The organism is Morganella psychrotolerans (genome assembly GCF_965118875.1).
Taxonomy (GTDB): domain Bacteria; phylum Pseudomonadota; class Gammaproteobacteria; order Enterobacterales; family Enterobacteriaceae; genus Morganella; species Morganella psychrotolerans_C.
The window spans coordinates 690,067-708,743 of the sequence record NZ_CBCPJD010000001.1 but is presented as its reverse complement, the minus strand read 5'-3'; the positions used below and the strand labels follow the sequence as shown (position 1 = coordinate 708,743).

Sequence of the window (18,677 nt, the reverse complement as noted above, 5' to 3'; positions counted from 1 at the left end):
CCTGTCGGATAGCTTAGTGATCGACAAAGACAAATTTCAGTACAAACAGCAGCGCAACCAGGATCACGCACGGATTCAGCTCTTTCCAGCGCCCGCTGCCCAGTTTCATCACACAGTAAGAGATAAAGCCGAGGGCTATCCCGTCCGTGATTGAGAAACTGAACGGCATCATTATTGCTGTAATAAAGGCGGGAACGGCATCTGTTAAATCATCCCAGTTAACCCGCGCCAGGCTGGACGTCATCAGTACCCCCACATAAACCAGCGCACCGGCAACCGCATAAGCCGGCACCATACCCGCCAGCGGGGACAGAAAAATCACCAGCAGAAACAGGAAGCCGACCACAACTGCCGTCAGCCCTGTCCGGCCACCGACAGAAACCCCGGATGTACTTTCAATATACGCCGTTACTGACGATGTCCCGATATACCCGCCGACAACGGAACTGATGCTGTCCACGTAGAGTGCTTTCTGCATATTCGGAAATTTACCGTCTTTGTCTGCCAGTCCGGCTTTGTCTGTTACGCCGATCAGGGTGCCGGAAGAGTCAAACAGGTTTACTAACATAAACGAGAAAATAATACCGGCCAGACCGATATCAAAGGCACCAGCCACATCCACTTTACCCAGCACGCTGGTCACATCCGGCGGCATGGAGAAAATACCCTGATAAGTCACATCACCCAACGTCCATCCGAGCAGTGTGGTGACCACAATAGAGATAAGGACCGCCGCATGAATACGGCGTGCCGCCAGAATAGTAATAATGAAAAAGCCCAGCGCGCCAAGCAAAACGGAGTGTGAGGTCAGGTCACCCATTGACACAAGCGTGTCAGGGTTCGGGACAACCAGCCCGATATTTTTCAGCCCCATCATGGCGATAAACAGCCCGATCCCGCTGGTGATCCCTATCCGCAGCCCGGACGGAATACTGGAAATCATCCAGTAGCGGATGCGGAATACTGTCAGCAGCAACATGCCGAGTGCCCCCCAGAAAATCGCACCCATACCTATCTGCCAGGTGTAACCCATTGCGGTAACCACGCCGAAAGCAAAAAACGCATTCAGCCCCATTGCCGGTGCCAGTGCAACCGGCAGATTAGCAAGGCAGCCCATCAGAATACAGCCGAAAGCGGCAATCAGACAGGTGGTAACAAAAACAGCCTGCATATCCATACCGGCAGCGCCGAGGATTTGCGGGTTAACGAACACGATGTATACCATGGTCAGGAAAGTGGTTAAGCCAGCTATCACTTCAGTACGTGCTGTTGTTCCGTGTGCCTGTAAACGGAAAAAACGTCCCAGTACACCTGTCTCCCGGCATGTCTCCGGTGTGTGATTATCCATTTTATGCTCCTGTCGCCCGTGGGGGGAAAATAACTGGTCTGATAAATGCATAATCAATGCCAGTATCGTAATAACATCCCACAGAGGCGGTAATCATCCGGTAGTGTCGCAGTAATTTGAAACAATTGCGGCGGGGATCACCTTTATATCGGCGCAGCTCACACAACAGGGATTACGCCGCGAAATCACATTATCAATGTGAGAGAAAAACAGGGGACAGTGATGAACAGTGAGAAAAATAAACATACACGTACGCCGGATCGCGACGCGATGACAAAACTCCTTGCCGTTGCCCGCAGTGAAGTACCTGCTGATTATCGTATTGATAATGTCCGGATCATGGATTTGGTGAACGGAGGTGGATTTCAGGGACCTGTGGTGATAAGCGGTACATCAATTGCCGGTGTGGGTGCTGTTTATAAGGATGCGCCGGCGCATCAGGTCATTGACGGGAAAAATGCCGTGATCGTTCCGGGCTTTATTGATGCGCATCTGCATATTGAATCAAGCATGATGACACCGGTGACCTTTGAAAGTGCAACTCTGCCGCTCGGAGTGACGACAATTGTCTGTGATCCGCATGAAATTGTGAATGTGATGGGTGAAGAGGGTATCGAATGGTTTTTGCGTTGTGCACAAACCGCGCAGCAGAATCAGTTTGTGCAGGTCAGCTCTTGTGTACCGGCACTTCCGGGCAGTGATGTAAACGGCGCAGATTTTCCGCTGGCAGACATGCTGAAGTACAAAAATCATTCGCATGTACTGGGTCTGGCGGAGATGATGAACTTCCCGGCGGTGATTGCCGGTGAATCAGACACGCTGGATAAACTGGATGCATTCCGCGACATGACGCTGGATGGTCACTGTCCGATGGTTACCGGTAAAGATTTGAACGCGTATATCGCCGGCGGGATTGAGAATTGCCATGAATCTCACCGTTATGAGGAAGGGCTGGAGAAACTGGCGCTCGGGATGGCGCTGATGATCCGCGAAGGCTCGGCGGCACGTAATCTTGATGCGCTCGCACCGCTTATTACGCCAATGAGCAGCCCGCAATGCATGCTGTGTACGGATGACCGTAATCCGTGGGAAATTATTCATGAAGGGCACATGAACGCCCTGGTTTACCGGCTGATTAATCAGCACCATATCCCGGCGCATGTGGCATACCGGGTATCGTCCTGGTCGGCAGCCCGGCATTTCGGACTGAAAAATCTCGGGCTGGTGGCGCCCGGAAAAAGAGCAGATTTGATTCTGCTGCGTGATGAAAAAACAGTCGATATTCAGGCGGTGATGTGCGGCGGGCAGTGGGTGGATGAAAGTGCGCTGTTGCGCTCCCGCGAAGCAAAACAGACTGCCTCGCGCCCGCCGTCACAAAATACGGTGAAACGCCGTCCGGTGACAGCGCAATCCCTGACATTTATGCCTGAAGACGGGCGGCGTTACCGCGCCATCAGTGTGATCCCGAATGAGCTTATTACCGGGGAGAAGCTGGTTACGTACAGTGGCAATCACTTTGATTATGAAGGAATTTGTTCTCTTGCAGTGATCGAACGCTATGGGCGCGAAACCCCACCGGCGACCGCACTGCTGCACAATTTCGGGCTGACACGCGGTGCGCTGGCCTCAACGGTCAGCCATGACAGCCACAATATTGTGGTGGCAGGAATTGATCCCGCAGATATGGCGCTGGCGGTAAATCAGCTGATCGCCGGTGGCGGTGGCATGTGTGTGGTGGCAGACGGGCAGGTTCTGAGCCATGCGGCGCTGCCCATTGCCGGACTGATGAGTGATAAAACAGCAGATGAGATCGCGGCAGAAATTGAATTACTTAAAGCCGCCTGCCGGGATTGCGGCGTGATGCTGGATGAGCCGTTTATTCAGATGGCGTTTCTGTCACTGCCGGTGATCCCGACACTGAAACTCACCAGCCTCGGGTTGTATGATGTGAATAAATTTGTCTTTACACACAGTGAGTTAACAGCATAGCTATCCGTTTAACTGAATAAGAGGCTCTGTGATTATCAGACGGGAATGTTGCGGGTAAAACGCATCATTCCCCAGTAACTGTTATGTGTTTTTTCAGTCAGTTGCCAGCCCTGTTTTTCCAGCTCTGTGCGCAGTGCCCGGTTGATAATTCCGTGTGCCATCGCCAGCACCGCGCCGTGTTCTTCTGCATGCAGGCTCAGTGTCTGTGCGGCATTCTGTGCCCGGCGGCGCACCTGTGCCACTGACGGCACAGACTTTCCGCCACCCGCCAGCCACAACAGGCGAAAGGCGGTCACCCACCACATCGGCGGTAATTTCAGCGGCATCAGCAGTGCGGGGGAGAAGACCGGCAATACAACTTCATGCAAATCATCAATAATAACGCGCGGGGTTATTCCTAATTCAGCCAGAGATGCTGATGTCCGGATAAGCGGGCTGGCGACCGGAAAATAACGGGATAATTCAGATGCTGAAAGGGACAACGGCGGGTTTTGCGGGGAATGAACACCGTTTGCATCATATTTTGCCAGCCAGGTTTTCAGGTCACGCAGCGCGACCGGTGTTTTTTTGTCCAGTGCCGGTTCGCCGTGACGGATAAGCAGGATTTCCTGTTTATGTGCGGCATAGTTATGCTTTGCGTGTGTCATTGTATTTCCCGGAGACTAATCTGAATCCGGCCTGAATCTGTCAGGCCGGATATTAATAAGGCTGTCAGACGTAAAAATATTTCAGAACATGGAAGAAGACCGGGGCTGCGAAGCAAAGTGAGTCCAGCCGGTCCATCATGCCGCCGTGTCCTTCTATCATTGAGCCGAAATCTTTGATCCCGGTGTCGCGTTTGATGGCGGACATGCACAATCCACCGGCAAAGCCCGCCAGACAAATCATCAGTGAGAGCAGGAACGCCGCCCACGGGCTGAAAGGTGTTGCCCACCACAGCGCCATGCCGACAAAGCTTGCACTGATAATGCCGCCGACAAACCCTTCCACTGTTTTATTCGGGCTGAGTTTCGGCACAATCGGGTGTTTGCCGAACAGTTTACCGAACACATACTGAAGCACATCTGAAATCTGAACCACGATCATCAGAAACAGCAGCAGATTGATATTATCCGTAAAATCCGGGATTGGCAGCAGGAGCAGCGCCGGCGCGTAACTCAGGCAGTAAACCGCAATCATCACACTCCACTGTATTTTTGCCATGCGCTCCAGAAAATGGCGGGTATCGCCTGAGAGCACCATGCGGGTCGGGATAAACAGAAAAGCATAAACAGGGATAAATACTGCCAGCAGGTTATACCACTGAACACCAACCAGAATGTACTGGATCGGCAGAATGATAAAGAAGCACCAGAAAAGTGCGCCGTGGTCGCCCCTGTGGGTGGGTGTGAGGGTAATAAGCTCGCGCAGCGCAAGCAGGGACATAAAGGCAAACAGTACCACCGAGCCTATCGGGCCTATGCTGATTGCGACAGCGGCAATAATACACATCAGCCACCAGGCACGGATACGGGCATTAAGATTGCTTATTACCGATGTGTTGCCTTTTACCTGCTTCAGGGTAAGCCCGATAATGGTTGCGACGGTCAAAAAGCCAAATAGCCCGGCGAATATCCAGAATAATTCATTATCTTTCATGATGCATTGCCTCTAACACCCGGCGGGTCCGTAATAAAAAGTCTGCTTTTTCTTCATGTTCGCCCGCAGGTTCAACAGGCGCGCCAAATGTTGCGGTACAGATTATTGGTACGACAACCCGTGAGCCTTTCGGCAGCACGCGGTTGAGATTTTCCAGATAAACCGGCACCAGTACCACATCCGGATTATGGCGGGAGAGATGCCAGAGCCCGGCTTTAAAATCCTGAATTTTCTCACCGTCACCGCGCGTCCCTTCCGGAAACAAAATCAGGGAATCTCCGCTGCTCAGTACTTTTTGCATAATATCCAGCGGGTTTTCTGCCGGCGGGGCATCATTGTGTTCTGTTTCATTGACCGGCTCAATCTTTTTGCCGCGGGCAATTAATACCGCACCAAAAATACGTTGTGCAATATAACGGCGGAATTTGGTTTTATCCCAGTAATCCTGTGCTGCGACCGGATGGACGTGTTCACGGGCGTTGCCGGTTAAGCATGACCAGATAACCAACCCGTCCAGATGGCTGGAGTGATTGGCGTAATAAATACAGGGTTTATCTTCCGGCAGCGGGGCATTTTGTTTTGCGCGGATCCCTGTCAGGAACCGGCAAACAGATACCAGCAGCGCGGAGACTATTTTTTTATCCGGTGACATTTTTTTGCGGGTCATCTTTCGTTATCCTTACGTAAATCGGCCATCAATACAAATGTGCGGCGCAGTGTCGTCCAGAATGCGCCCAGTGTGATTGCCCATAACACGATAAAAAACAAGCTCTGAGACCAGTCCGCCGGCAGGAAACAGGCGATAACGGCACTGATAGTGAGCAGTGCCATCCGATGCTGTTTTGCCATCGGACCGAGAAATTTTTGTGGTTGTTCACAGGTGCCGCCGAGCACGCGGACATAGGCGGTCATGACCGCCATCAGTGCGGCAGCCCAGCCAAGCTCCGGTGTCCATGTGATAAACCCGGACAGTCCGTAACCCACACCAATGAGGATCAGTGAATCTGATATGCGATCCGGTAAATCATTAAATACCGCCCCGACCGGGCTGCGTAATCCGCCTTCCACCGCCACCATGCCATCGAGGAGATTACAGATAAGTCGTCCCTGAACCAGCAGCGCTGCCAGTACAAACAGCAGTATGCGAAGTGTGGTAATTTCACTGTTCAGTGCGCCGAAAAAAGCGAGTGCAGCGAACAGGGCGAACACCACGCTTGCCACTGAAATACCGTTTGGTGTGGCACCGCGCTGTTGCAGCCATCGGGCGCTTGCCATTGCCCAGCGGGTCTGGCGGGCTTTTATCGGACGTCTGTCCTTGATTTCAGTATCCATGTTTTTTCCGTTATGCGAAGATTACGCTGTTGATATTATAAGATTTCATCACCTATTAATAATATACTTGTCATACTTCAGGATGCCTGGGTGTTGACTGCACTCAGCCATCCGGGTCAGATACTGATGTATGCTCCCCGTCTATCTTCGCTTGTCGCCTACATGCATCCCGAATTATTTAGAGTATAGATGTAACAAAACACATAAAACAGAACATAAAAAAGCCGGGATAGATCCCGGCGTGATAATTATTACGATAATGCCCGTTTATCAGATATTCGGCAGATAGCCGGCAACCTTAATAAATTCAATGGAAATAACCAGCAATCCGAACAGGAAGATAAAGACAAGCAAACTGTTGCCGCCCGCAACACGGTAAGCACCTTTTTTCGGGTTTTTCCGCACATTGTAAGCCAGCATGGCAGGCAGAAGCAGTGCCAGGAATGAGAGTGCCACGGCGGCATACGCCAGTGCCTGGGTAAAGCTGCTGTAGAACAGGGCGCAAATTAGTGGTGGTGCGAAAGTCAGTATCCCGGTTTGTGAGCGTCCGAATGCACTGTTGCTGCGTCTGAACAGGTCGGCGAGGTAATCAAATAACCCGAGTGCCACACCCAGGAAAGAGGTGGCTAATGCCAGATCCATAAACAGGCTGACCACGATATTAACGTGTTTGTTGGCAACCGTGTCACTGATAGCGGTCAGAAGCCCGTTCAGACCGGCTTTCTCTGAGAGTATCCCGAAGAAAGTATCTGACGGGATCGCCCCGAGCGTTGCGACCTGCCATAACAGGTAAGCAATCAGCGGGATGGCACTCCCCGTCAGAAAGACAAAGCGCAGTTTTTTACTGTCGCCGTTCATGTAATTTACCAGGCTCGGTACACTGCCGTGGAAACCAAATGAAGTGAAGACCAGCGGAATGGCAGAGAGTACCAGTCCGTTCTGAATCGGCATGCTGGCAAGGTTTGCCATATTAACGTGCGGCATCATGACGGCCAGCATCACAATCAGGAAAATAATTTTTCCGGTAAACAGCAGGCGGTTGATGAAATCCACAGAGTGAGTCCCGACACACACCACAAGGCCGCCAATCAACGTAAAGACAATAGTCGCGGTACCGGGTGTAACGGATATTTGCCACCAGGTTTGAAAGCTTGCGGAGATCATCTCACCCGCGCCGCCGATATACGCCGTTGTCAGGGCATACATCAGGAGTAACATACTGAATCCGGTAAGAATTTGTCCGGGTAATCCGAGGTATTTGCGGGCGACTGTGCCTAAGCCCGTATCTGGTGAACTGTACTGATAAACTTCAACCATCAGTAAAGCCGTATAACTCATGATCGCCCACAGGCCGATCAGAATAAGCGAAATGACCGGAAACCCGATCCCCGCAGCCGCCAGTGGCATTGCCAGCATACCGGCACCAATCGTCGTCCCTGCAACGATCAGCACACTTCCCAGTGTACGATTTTTCACCAAAACCTCATGATATATCTATTAATAATAAGTGAATAAATCCTAATGAAAAACAGGAAAGGTGTCAAATTTAAATTACGCGTTTCGTAAAGATATCATTACACTATTGGCGTAAAAAAACCGGATTGCAGATCCGGTCACAAAACAGGTTCAGAGCTCGAGTTCAATATCACTCATCGGGTAACAGCAGCAGGGGAGAATTTCGCCGTCTCCGATAAAGGCGACCGGGCGGGTACGATAACCGATTTTTCCGTGTTTCAGCCGAACACGGCAGGCACCACAGTATCCTTCGCGGCACTGAAATTCGACAGGAACGGATTGTTCGAGGGTATTGAGCAGGGTGTGATGTTCTTCACTGATATAATGTAGTTGTATCCCCTGCATGTTGCCATGCAGGGTAATTTTATGGCTTGGCATCAGAGCTCGAAACTGCTCAGTTCATCAGTATTGACCTCAGAGTCTATCTGACCGACCAGGTAAGAGCTGACTTCCACTTCCTGCGGGGCGACCTGCACATTGTCAGAGACCAGCCACGCATTTATCCACGGGATCGGATTAGAGCGGACATTGAACGGCAACGGCAGACCCACCGCCTGCATGCGGATATTAGTAATGTAGTCCACATACTGGCAGAGAATTTCTTTGTTCAGCCCGATCATGGAGCCGTTACAGAACAGATAATCCGCCCACTCTTTTTCCTGCTCCGCTGCGCGGACAAACAGATCATAGCAATCCTGCTCGCACTCTTTGGCAATTTCTGCCATTTCAGGGTCATCCTGACCACTGCGCAGCAGGTTCAGCATATGCTGAGTCCCGGTGAGATGCAGAGCTTCATCGCGGGCGATCAGCTTGATGATTTTCGCATTCCCTTCCATCAGTTCGCGCTCGGCAAAGGCAAATGAGCAAGCGAAACTGACATAGAAGCGGATCGCTTCCAGAGCATTAACACTCATCAGGCACAGGTATAACTGGCGCTTCAGAGCACGCAGCGACACATTGAGGATTTTACCGTTGGCGGTATGCGTGCCTTCACCAAACATGTGGTATTCACCGGTCATACGGATCAGGTCGTCATAATACCCGGCGATATCTTTTGCCCGCTTGATTATCTCTTCATTTGCCACGATATCGTCGAAGACAATTGAAGGGTCATTCACGATATTACGGATAATATGCGTGTAAGAGCGGGAGTGGATCGTTTCTGAGAAAGACCAGGTTTCCACCCAGGTTTCCAGCTCCGGAATAGAGATCAGAGGCAGCAGTGCCACATTCGGGCTGCGTCCCTGAATGGAATCCAGCAGTGTCTGGTATTTCAGATTACTGATAAAAATATGTTTTTCGTGATCCGGTAACGCATTGTAGTCAATACGGTCCCGGGACACATCCACTTCTTCCGGACGCCAGAAGAAGGAGAGTTGTTTCTCGATTAATGATTCAAAAATCGGGTATTTTTGCTGATCATAACGGGCGACGTTAACAGGCTGCCCGAAGAACATCGGTTCTTTGAGCTGATCATTATGTACCTGTGAAAATGTAGTATAAGCCATTATTTATTCACCTTAAATTTTACACGCGCCGCCTTCACAATCATCATCGGCTGCTTCTATTACTTCTTCCGGGAGATCGCCCTGAATATCTTCCGCACCATCACGGGTATTATGGTAATAGAGTGTTTTTACACCGAATTTGTATGCGACCAGTAAATCTTTCAGTAACTGATTCATCGGCACTTTGCCACTCGGGAAGCGGGTAGGGTCGTAGTTTGTATTGGATGAAATGGCCTGATCCACAAATTTTTGCATGATCCCGACCAGATGCAGATAGCCCTCATTTCCCGGCATCTGCCATAATAATTCATACGCGGATTTCAGGCGCTCGTACTCCGGCACAACCTGGCGCAGAATACCATCTTTGGACGCTTTCACACTGATATAGCCGCGCGGCGGCTCAATACCGTTGGTGGCGTTTGAGATTTGTGATGATGTCTCAGACGGCATCAGGGCAGAGAGCGTGGAGTTGCGCAGACCGTGTGTTTTGATCTTTTCACGCAGGGTTTCCCAGTCAAAATGCAGCGGTTCGTCAGTCAGTTGATCCAGTGTATTTTTGTAGGTATCAATCGGCAGAATACCCTGTGAATACGTGGTTTCGTTGAATAACGGACAGGCGCCGTACTCTTTTGCCAGTTCACAGGAGGCTTTCAGCAGATAGTACTGAATAGCTTCAAAGGTTTTGTGTGTCAGGTTGTTGGCGCTGCCGTCTGAATAACGCACACCGTGTTTTGCCAGATAATAGGCAAAGTTAATGACACCAATACCGAGTGTACGGCGACCCATAGAGCCTTTGCGTGCAGCTTCAATCGGATAATCCTGATAATCAAGCAGAGCATCCAGGGCGCGGACAGCAAGCACTGCCAGCTCTTCCAGCTCATCAAGGCTCTCAATTGCACCGAGGTTAAAGGCAGAGAGAGTACAGAGTGCGATTTCGCCGTTTGGATCATTAATATCATTCATCGGCTTGGTCGGCAGGGCGATTTCCAGACACAAATTGGACTGGCGCACCGGGGCCACAGACGGATCAAACGGGCTGTGAGTATTACAGTGGTCGACGTTCTGGATGTAAATACGCCCGGTTGATGCGCGCTCCTGCATCATCAGGGAGAACAGTTCCACCGCTTTCAGGGTCTGTTTGCGGATGGACGGGTTTTTCTCATATTGCACATACAGGCGCTCGAACTCATCCTGATCGGCGAAGAACGCGTCATATAACCCCGGTACATCAGACGGACTGAACAGGGTAATATTCTGACCTTTGATCAGACGCTCATACATCAGTTTGTTTAGCTGGACACCGTAATCAAGGTGGCGGACACGGTTTCCTTCAACACCCCGGTTATTTTTCAGCACCAGCAGGCTTTCCACTTCCAGATGCCAGAGCGGGTAGAACAGTGTTGCCGCACCACCGCGCACACCACCCTGCGAACAGGATTTAACCGCGGTCTGGAAATGTTTGTAGAACGGGATACATCCGGTGTGGAATGCTTCACCACCACGGATAGGGCTGCCGAGTGCGCGGATACGACCGGCATTGATACCGATACCTGCGCGCTGGGAGACATATTTGACAATCGCACCGGAGGTCGCGTTAATGGAATCCAGGCTGTCACCGCACTCGATCAGAACACAGGAGCTGAACTGGCGGGTCGGGGTACGGACGCCGGCCATTATTGGCGTTGGCAGTGAAATTTTAAAGGTGGAGGTCGCATCGTAGAAACGGCGGATATAATCCAGACGGGTTTCTTTCGGGTAATGCGAAAACAGGCATGCCGCCACTAAAATATAAAGAAACTGTGCGCTTTCATAGACTTCGCCGGTAACCCGGTTCTGAACCAGATATTTCCCTTCCAGCTGCTTGACTGCCGCGTAAGAGAAATTCATGTCGCGCCAGTGGTCGATGAACTCATTCATCTGATCAAATTCAGATTCGGTATAATCCGTTAACAGACTTTCGTCATATTTCCCGGCTTCAACCATCTTTTTCACATGGGCATATAATTCAGGCGGTTCAAACTGACCGTAGGCTTTCTTGCGCAGGTTGAAGATAGCCAGGCGGGCTGAAAGATACTGATAATCCGGGGTTTCTGCGGAGATAAGATCGGCGGCTGCCTTGATCATTGTTTCATGGATATCCGCAGTTCGGATCCCGTCATAGAACTGAATCTGGGAACGTAACTCGACCTGGGATACGGAGACATTATTCAGACCTTCAGCGGCCCAGGCAATGACCCTGTGGATTTTATCTAAATCGATACGTTCTTTGTGACCGTCACGTTTGGTAACAAGCAGATTCTGGTTCATCAGTTGATATACCCTGTTTTGAAAATTACACCACTCCGGTGTTGAAGCCGTTATTATTGCGCAATAAACCCAAAAAGAAACGATCCCCTGAACAAAAATCCCGGGAATGTCAATGGTGGGCGCTAAACGATTTAAACACAAGATGTAGTGTGTCTGTAAAAGATGGGTAACAAGATAATGATAAATGGCGCCGGGATCAAGTGTACAAAATCGGGATCTTTTGTGGATAACTTGAGGATAGTCACCTGCAAACAGAGTGGTAAGCACTGAGATCACTGGAAAAATGAAACTGTGCTTACCTTGTTACGTGAACAGATAATTTTAATAAAATGCGATTCGTTTGGCGTTTTATTAATCTATCACGTAATTATATTGACACTATAAAATAAAACGCGTATGCAACATATAATTTACATCTACATTGGGTGCCAGCCAGAATTTATCACTTAACGGATTGTAGTGTAAGCCGATTATATGTTGTTCACGCAGCCCGGTGTTATTCATCCACTCAATCATTTCGGCGGGACGTATAAATTTCTTGGCGTCATGTGTGCCCGGCGGAACCATCTTCAGAATATATTCGGCGGCAATAACCGCCATAAACCAGGCTTTTTTGTTGCGGTTGATGGTTGAGAACACCACATCACCGCCGGGTTTCACCAGACGGGCGCAGGCGCGGATAACAGATGCCGGGTCCGGTACGTGCTCCAGCATCTCCATGCAGGTGACCACATCATAGTGCTGCGGGTATTGTTCTGCATGCTGTTCAACGGTTTCCTGCACATAAGTGATATCTGTGCCGCTTTCCAGTGCATGCAGACGTGCAACCTGTAACGGTTCTGCTCCCATATCCAGCCCGGTCACCACAGCGCCTTCACGCGCCATGCTTTCAGAGAGAATACCGCCGCCGCAGCCGACATCCAGCACTGTTTTGCCGAACACGCCGTTGACCCGCTGCTGAATATAGTCCAGACGCAACGGGTTTATCCGGTGCAGAGGTTTAAATTCACCTTCTTTATCCCACCAGCGCGAGGCAACATCCTCAAATTTTTTAATTTCAGCGGGGTCGACATTGGCGGTCAGCGGGGAAGGTTGCGGGCGGGTGGTGTCGTTCATTCGTTCATTCTCTCTCTTTCCTGCGGCAGAACCTGCCGGAATTCGTATTAGCGCCAGTATACAATGCGGACCCGGATGCGTCATCCCTATACTCGTCATACTTCACGATGCTGTTTACTACGCTCCGCCTGCTTACAGGTATCCCTAATTATTCAGAGTAGATAATTTAATATCTAATTTTCTAATTTTCTAAACATTGACGATTTGTGATATAGTTCCAGACCTTGAAATCCGGAGTAATGAGGGATACTGGCTCCATGAGCGACAACGCCAAAGAAATCTTGCCCGTTAATATCGAAGAAGAGTTGAAAAACTCTTATCTTGATTATGCGATGTCCGTCATTGTCGGACGTGCACTCCCCGATGTGAGAGACGGCCTTAAGCCGGTTCACCGCCGCGTATTATTCGCGATGAAAGAGCTGGGTAATGACTGGAATAAAGCATATAAAAAATCTGCCCGTGTGGTCGGGGACGTTATCGGTAAATATCACCCTCATGGTGACAGTGCTGTATATGAAACAATAGTCCGCCTTGCTCAGCCATTCTCTATGCGTTATATGCTGGTGGATGGTCAGGGTAACTTCGGTTCCGTCGATGGTGACTCCGCCGCGGCAATGCGTTATACGGAAGTCCGTATGGCGAAAATTGCGCACGAGCTGTTAGCTGACCTCGATAAAGAAACCGTGAATTTCGTGCCGAACTACGATGGCACTGAAATGATCCCTGAGGTTATGCCGACCCGCATCCCGAATCTGTTAGTGAATGGTTCTTCCGGTATCGCAGTCGGGATGGCAACAAATATCCCGCCTCATAACCTGGGTGAAGTCATTGACGGCTGTCTGGCCTTTATCGACGATGAAGATATTTCAATCGAAGGGCTGATGGAACATATCCCGGGACCGGACTTCCCGACAGCAGCAATTATTAATGGTCGTCGCGGTATTCTGGAAGCATACCGTACCGGTCGCGGTAAAATTCATATCCGCGCTCGTGCTGAAGTCGAAGCAGATGCAAAAACCGGCCGCGAAACCATCATTGTTCATGAAATTCCGTATCAGGTGAATAAAGCGCGCCTGATTGAAAAAATCGCGGAACTGGTTAAAGAAAAACGTCTTGAAGGGATCAGCGGACTGCGCGATGAGTCCGATAAAGACGGGATGCGCATTGTTATTGAAGTGAAACGCGATGCAGTTGGTGAAGTGGTACTGAATAACCTTTATTCACTGACGCAGATGCAAACCACGTTTGGTATCAATATGGTTGCCCTGCATCAGGGACAGCCGAAGATCCTGAATCTGAAAGAGATCCTCAGCGCATTTGTCCGCCACCGCCGTGAAGTGGTGACCCGCCGGACAATCTACGAATTACGCAAAGCGCGTGAACGTGCGCATATCCTTGAAGGTCTGGCGATTGCGCTGGTCAATATCGATCCGATTATCGAGCTTATCCGCCGCGCACCAACGCCTGCGGAAGCTAAAGCCGGATTACTGGCACAAGCCTGGGCGATGGGAACAGTTGCCGCGATGCTTGAGCGTGCCGGTGATGACGCAGCCCGTCCGGAAGGGTTGGGTGAAGAGTTCGGTATCCGTGACGGACAGTATCACCTGACAGAAGTTCAGGCTCAGGCAATCCTGGATCTGCGTTTGCAGAAACTGACCGGTCTTGAGCATGAAAAACTGCTGGATGAGTACCGCGAATTACTGGAACTGATCGCCGGTCTGCTGTATATCCTGCAAACCCCTGAGCGGCTGATGGAAGTTATCCGTGAAGAGTTGGTTGCAGCGAAAGAGCAGTACAATGATGCCCGCCGGACTGTCATCACAGAAAACACCGCTGATATCAATATTGAAGATCTGATTAACCAGGAAGATGTGGTTGTGACACTGTCACATCAGGGGTATGTGAAATATCAGCCGCTGACAGACTATGAAGCACAGCGCCGTGGTGGTAAAGGTAAGTCAGCGGCGCGCATCAAAGAAGAAGATTTCATTGAGCGTCTTCTGGTTGCGAACACGCATGACACTATCCTCTGCTTCTCCAATAAAGGAAAACTGTACTGGCTGAAAGTGTACCAGTTACCTGAAGCAAGCCGTGGTGCCCGTGGTCGTCCGATTATCAACATTTTACCGCTGGATCAGGCGCAGAACGAGCGTATCACCGCTATCCTGCCTGTCCGTGAATATGAAGAAGGTAAATTTGTCTTCATGGCAACGGCAAGCGGTACAGTGAAGAAAACCTCACTGACTGATTTCAGTCGTCCGCGCAGCGCCGGTATCATTGCGGTTAATCTCAATGAAGGCGATGAACTGATCGGTGTGGATCTGACTGATGGTAACAACGAAGTTATGCTGTTCTCAGCGGAAGGGAAAGTTGTCCGTTTCCGTGAAGATGCTGTCCGTGCCATGGGGCGCACCGCAACAGGCGTCCGTGGTATCCGTCTTGGTGATAATGATGCGGTTGTATCCTTAATTATCCCGTGTGATGACGGTGAAATTCTGACAGTGACAGAGAACGGTTACGGTAAACGGACTGCGCAGGCGGAATATCCAATCAAATCCCGTGCCACACAAGGCGTTATCTCAATTAAAGTGAGTGAACGTAACGGGAAAGTGATTGGTGCCATCCAGGTCAGCACGGATGATCAGATAATGATGATAACCGATGCCGGCACACTGGTGCGTACACGTGTTTCTGAAGTCAGTATCGTGGGGCGTAATACCCAGGGTGTGACACTTATCCGTACGGGTGAAGAAGAAAAAGTAGTTGGTTTACAGCGCCTCGCCGAACCGGAAGAGGATGAAAGTGAATCGGATGCTGACAGTGAAAGTACGGATGTTGCAGATATCGCAGAAAACGGTGATACCGGGACAGAAGATAATATCGGTTAACGTTACCGGGTTTTTGTAATATAAAATCAGAAATATTAATAAAGCAGGAACAATAATATTGTTCCTGCTTTTTATTTAGCTCCGGGATTTTGTAAACATTGCACAGTGGTATATCCTAGGCATAACAGTCTGAAACCTTATGAATATTTAAGATTCATTATTGGCGGAGCCCCTTTGAGATACTTTTCATCATTCCAGACATCACTAAAAATTTCGCGTTATCTGTTCCGGATCGTCGGTGTGATGTTATGGGGATTGGGCGCGCTGGTTACCGTATTCTATTTGCTGAATATCTATAACGGGATGCGTAATGATATCCGCCAACAATATCTTTCAGATTATGATGCATTATTAGCGTATTTCCGACAATCCGCAGATATTACGCGTGATATTCAGTATATGAATGAGCGGTTTGTCGAAGGTAAAAATGAGCAGGGACTGATCCCGACACTCAAGCGCACGACAGACGGGTCTTTTATTGGTTACCAACCGCTGAATGCCAAAGCGGATTGTGGTGTATTCCGCACAACAACCGGCTCTTATATTATCGCGTTTAAAGATCTTCTTACTTATTGGCAGGATAATATTTCTGCACCCCAGGGACTCAACCAGGTTTTTCTGATCGGCTCTCAGACATTTTGCATGGTATCGTTCCCGATCAAAAATCTCTCTACTGATCCGGAAACGCTGCGCAGAATGGTCAATGATTATTCTCAGTATTATCTTAAACTCAAAAGTCAGGGAAAAGAGCGGACTATTTACTGGATTGCGCCGGGGAGCAATCAGGGGACGGGCAGTCTGTTTATTATGATGCCAATCTATTATGACGGGCAGTTTATTGCCCTGATGGGAATAGAACGTAACCTGCAACTGGAAAATTATAATCGTCTGCGTCAGTTCCCGGTCAATCTTCTGATTATGAATGAGCAGAATGAGAGAGTATTGTCGTATCCGAATGAAGTTAATCCGCAGAAAAATAAAGACAGTTACCAGGTTGAAGATAATTATTTCGGTTATGATGCAGAATTTACTCAGTTGATGCTCAAACGCAAACTGACGCCTTCCTCTTTTAATGTGATCTATACCACGCCGCTGAGTGCCATTTATGAAAAAATGAAATTTCAGTTGCTCAATGGTGCAATACTGAACTTGATTTCCGCCATTTTTATCGGGCTGTTTACCTGGATTCTGGAACGGCGGATTTTTATGCCGGCGGAGAATAATGCTGTGCGTCTGGAAGAGCATGAGCAGTTCAATCATAAAATTGTGGCCTCCGCACCTGTCGGTATCTGTATTTTGCGGACCCAGGACGGCACGGCACTGCTGAGTAATGAGCTGGCACATAATTACTGGCGGATGCTCTCTTTTGAGGATCGCAACCGTATCGGGCTTCTGATTAAAGAAAAGCGGCAGGGAATGGAGGATATGGTGACCCGTAACGGAGGACACCTTCAGGTCAGTTTCGTGCATTCACGCTATCAGAATGAAGAAGTGGCTATTTGTGTGCTGGTGGATATCAGCGCCCGTGTACAGCTCGTTACAGGAAGTGGCACAGGCGGCAGAGCAGGCGAACCAGTCCAAGTCCATGTTCCTGGCGACAGTCAGTCATGAGCTGCGTACACCGTTGTACGGCATTATCGGTAACCTGGAACTGTTGCAGTCAATGGCGCACTCTCAGGATGCACAGCGCCTGCTGGGCACCATGAATAACTCCTCATCTCTGTTACTGAAAATTATCAGCGATATTCTCGATTTCTCTAAAATCGAGTCCAAACAGCTGAAAATTGAGACAAGAGAGTTTAATTTCCGCGAACATATCCATTTTGTGGTGGCGAACTATTTGCCGCTGGTGGCAAAAAAACATCTTTCACTGTACTGCTTTATTGAAAAAAATGTGCCGGAGCTGGTGTGTAATGACCCGGTACGTATGCAGCAGGTCATCGCCAATCTGTTTAATAATGCGATTAAATATACACAGGTTGGTATGGTGTGCATTCATGTTTATGTGCACGGTGACTATCTGCATGTGGATATTCAGGATACCGGCGGGGGCATAAGTGATGATGAGCTGCGCCAGTTGTTTGACCCGTTCTATCAGATTATACCGAACAGGGACAGCCCGTCTCAGGGCACCGGGCTGGGGCTGCCTATCTGTGAAAAACTGATCTCACTGATGGATGGCGACATGATTGTGGAGTCACAGAAAGAAGTCGGCAGCCTGTTCGGGATACGTTTTCCGCTTTATACCGCGTACCGGTCCGGCAATTGTACTGATATTGAGCCGCTGACAGTCCCTCTGGTGTTTGAATTCAATAACCGTGTGCTGGCTGATTATATGCAGTGTGCGTGGTCAGGGATTGCCCCGGCACTGCTCTGTTTGGATGAGTGCGCGGATTTATCGCAGGCGGTGGTGATAACGGATATGGTTACACCGGTGATGAAGCAGGCACGGCTGCTGATTGAACTTAATGCAGGTTATACCGATAAACCTGTGCCGCAGGGCGGAAACCACTGGCTTCATAATACCCATCAGCTTGACGGCTTGTATGAATTTATCTCTGACCGGCTGGATAACCGTAAAGAAGAGCCGGATGATATGCCGCCGCCGGCGTTGCCGGATAATCAGCAGGCGAACTATGTCCGTATCCTGATTGTGGATGACCATCCGATCAACCGACACCTGCTTTCAGATCAATTGCATCTGTTTGGTTTCCATACGGCGACTGCGGATGACGGGCTGGATGCGCTGAATTTCCTGGAAACCCATGAGGTGGATATCATTTTGTCAGATGTTAATATGCCGAATATGAACGGCTATGATTTGACACGGGCATTGCGCAGGAAGGGCGTGGTGCTGCCGATTATCGGTATCACCGCAAATGCGATGGCAGAAGAGCGTGAGCGCTGTCTGGCCGCCGGTATGAATGATTGCCTCTCCAAACCGGTATCAATGCAGTCACTGCGCACCATGATGCAGAAGTATGTCCCTGAGGTTACCCCGGTAAAACCGGTGTAAGCGGTGTGGTAACAGGATAA

14 protein-coding genes are annotated in these 18,677 nt (G+C 49.7%); 4 read left to right on the top strand and 10 right to left on the bottom strand.

Translation table 11 applies throughout. The features are described from left to right. Positions 1 to 13 precede the first annotated feature (13 nt). The gene (locus tag ACMHKJ_RS03390; RefSeq protein ID WP_413492069.1) at positions 14 to 1,348 is read right to left on the bottom strand and encodes an NCS2 family permease; all 1,335 of its coding nucleotides are present in this window, start codon (positions 1,346 to 1,348) and stop codon (positions 14 to 16) included. A gap of 222 nt (positions 1,349 to 1,570) precedes the next feature. On the opposite strand from ACMHKJ_RS03390, the gene adeD reads away from it, so the two are divergent. Continuing rightward, on the top strand, positions 1,571 to 3,337 hold the full coding sequence (gene adeD / locus ACMHKJ_RS03385; RefSeq protein WP_413492068.1) for an adenine deaminase: 1,767 nt from the start codon (positions 1,571 to 1,573) through the stop codon (positions 3,335 to 3,337). A 35-nt stretch (positions 3,338 to 3,372) separates the two neighbouring features. Here the strand turns inward: adeD and ACMHKJ_RS03380 are convergent, their stop codons facing one another. From ACMHKJ_RS03380 to ubiG, 9 genes are all read right to left on the bottom strand, one after another. Further along, entirely contained in the window at positions 3,373 to 3,984 is a 612-nt protein-coding gene (locus ACMHKJ_RS03380) for a histidine phosphatase family protein (RefSeq protein WP_413492067.1), read from the bottom strand. A 64-nt stretch (positions 3,985 to 4,048) separates the two neighbouring features. Then, positions 4,049 to 4,975 carry a phosphatidate cytidylyltransferase gene (locus ACMHKJ_RS03375; RefSeq protein WP_413492066.1) on the bottom strand — a complete coding sequence of 309 codons (927 nt, stop codon included), beginning with the start codon at positions 4,973 to 4,975 and terminating at the stop codon, positions 4,049 to 4,051. After that, entirely contained in the window at positions 4,965 to 5,642 is a 678-nt protein-coding gene (locus tag ACMHKJ_RS03370; RefSeq protein WP_413492065.1) for a lysophospholipid acyltransferase family protein, read from the bottom strand. Before ACMHKJ_RS03370 ends, ACMHKJ_RS03375 begins: the two co-directional genes overlap by 11 nt. Beyond that, positions 5,639 to 6,307, bottom strand: a complete 669-nt coding sequence (locus ACMHKJ_RS03365; protein ID WP_413492064.1) for a CDP-alcohol phosphatidyltransferase family protein — start codon at positions 6,305 to 6,307, stop codon at positions 5,639 to 5,641. Before ACMHKJ_RS03365 ends, ACMHKJ_RS03370 begins: the two co-directional genes overlap by 4 nt. Positions 6,308 to 6,577: 270 nt before the next feature. Then, entirely contained in the window at positions 6,578 to 7,723 is a 1,146-nt protein-coding gene (gene tyrP, locus ACMHKJ_RS03360; protein ID WP_413492063.1) for a tyrosine transporter TyrP, read from the bottom strand. Positions 7,724 to 7,933: 210 nt separating this feature from the next. After that, positions 7,934 to 8,200 (bottom strand): class I ribonucleotide reductase maintenance protein YfaE, encoded by a 267-nt coding sequence (gene yfaE, locus ACMHKJ_RS03355; RefSeq protein ID WP_413492062.1) that lies wholly within the window; start codon positions 8,198 to 8,200, stop codon positions 7,934 to 7,936. Next, positions 8,200 to 9,330 (bottom strand): class Ia ribonucleoside-diphosphate reductase subunit beta, encoded by a 1,131-nt coding sequence (gene nrdB, locus ACMHKJ_RS03350; RefSeq protein WP_413492061.1) that lies wholly within the window; start codon positions 9,328 to 9,330, stop codon positions 8,200 to 8,202. The genes yfaE and nrdB overlap by 1 nt, the downstream gene beginning before the upstream one ends. Before the next feature lie 12 nt (positions 9,331 to 9,342). Beyond that, complete coding sequence (gene nrdA, locus ACMHKJ_RS03345) at positions 9,343 to 11,637, bottom strand: class 1a ribonucleoside-diphosphate reductase subunit alpha (RefSeq protein ID WP_413492060.1); 2,295 nt, start codon at positions 11,635 to 11,637, stop codon at positions 9,343 to 9,345. Between the two features lie 378 nt (positions 11,638 to 12,015). Then, positions 12,016 to 12,753, bottom strand: coding sequence for a bifunctional 2-polyprenyl-6-hydroxyphenol methylase/3-demethylubiquinol 3-O-methyltransferase UbiG (gene ubiG / locus ACMHKJ_RS03340; protein WP_413492059.1), 738 nt, complete (start codon positions 12,751 to 12,753; stop codon positions 12,016 to 12,018). A 257-nt stretch (positions 12,754 to 13,010) separates the two neighbouring features. On the opposite strand from ubiG, the gene gyrA reads away from it, so the two are divergent. The 3 genes from gyrA (at position 13,011) to ACMHKJ_RS03325 (ending at position 18,657) form a co-directional block, all read left to right on the top strand. Then, positions 13,011 to 15,641 carry a DNA topoisomerase (ATP-hydrolyzing) subunit A gene (gene gyrA / locus ACMHKJ_RS03335; protein WP_413492058.1) on the top strand — a complete coding sequence of 877 codons (2,631 nt, stop codon included), beginning with the start codon at positions 13,011 to 13,013 and terminating at the stop codon, positions 15,639 to 15,641. A 174-nt stretch (positions 15,642 to 15,815) separates the two neighbouring features. Next, the gene (locus ACMHKJ_RS03330; protein WP_413492057.1) at positions 15,816 to 17,252 is read left to right on the top strand and encodes a hypothetical protein; all 1,437 of its coding nucleotides are present in this window, start codon (positions 15,816 to 15,818) and stop codon (positions 17,250 to 17,252) included. Continuing rightward, a complete protein-coding gene (locus ACMHKJ_RS03325; protein WP_413492056.1) occupies positions 17,167 to 18,657 on the top strand; it encodes a response regulator in 1,491 nt (496 codons plus the stop codon). Before ACMHKJ_RS03330 ends, ACMHKJ_RS03325 begins: the two co-directional genes overlap by 86 nt. The last annotated feature ends 20 nt before the right edge of the window (positions 18,658 to 18,677 follow it).

Bases quoted from the DNA above. Each gene is read 5' to 3' on its own strand.
- ACMHKJ_RS03390 (WP_413492069.1), bottom strand. From the start codon at position 1,348: ATGGATAATCACACACCGGAGACATGCCGGGAGACAGGTGTACTGGGA.
- adeD (WP_413492068.1), top strand. From the start codon at position 1,571: ATGAACAGTGAGAAAAATAAACATACACGTACGCCGGATCGCGACGCG.
- ACMHKJ_RS03380 (WP_413492067.1), bottom strand. From the start codon at position 3,984: ATGACACACGCAAAGCATAACTATGCCGCACATAAACAGGAAATCCTG.
- ACMHKJ_RS03375 (WP_413492066.1), bottom strand. From the start codon at position 4,975: ATGAAAGATAATGAATTATTCTGGATATTCGCCGGGCTATTTGGCTTT.
- ACMHKJ_RS03370 (WP_413492065.1), bottom strand. From the start codon at position 5,642: ATGACCCGCAAAAAAATGTCACCGGATAAAAAAATAGTCTCCGCGCTG.
- ACMHKJ_RS03365 (WP_413492064.1), bottom strand. From the start codon at position 6,307: ATGGATACTGAAATCAAGGACAGACGTCCGATAAAAGCCCGCCAGACC.
- tyrP (WP_413492063.1), bottom strand. From the start codon at position 7,723: ATGCTGGCAATGCCACTGGCGGCTGCGGGGATCGGGTTTCCGGTCATT.
- yfaE (WP_413492062.1), bottom strand. From the start codon at position 8,200: ATGCCAAGCCATAAAATTACCCTGCATGGCAACATGCAGGGGATACAA.
- nrdB (WP_413492061.1), bottom strand. From the start codon at position 9,330: ATGGCTTATACTACATTTTCACAGGTACATAATGATCAGCTCAAAGAA.
- nrdA (WP_413492060.1), bottom strand. From the start codon at position 11,637: ATGAACCAGAATCTGCTTGTTACCAAACGTGACGGTCACAAAGAACGT.
- ubiG (WP_413492059.1), bottom strand. From the start codon at position 12,753: ATGAACGACACCACCCGCCCGCAACCTTCCCCGCTGACCGCCAATGTC.
- gyrA (WP_413492058.1), top strand. From the start codon at position 13,011: ATGAGCGACAACGCCAAAGAAATCTTGCCCGTTAATATCGAAGAAGAG.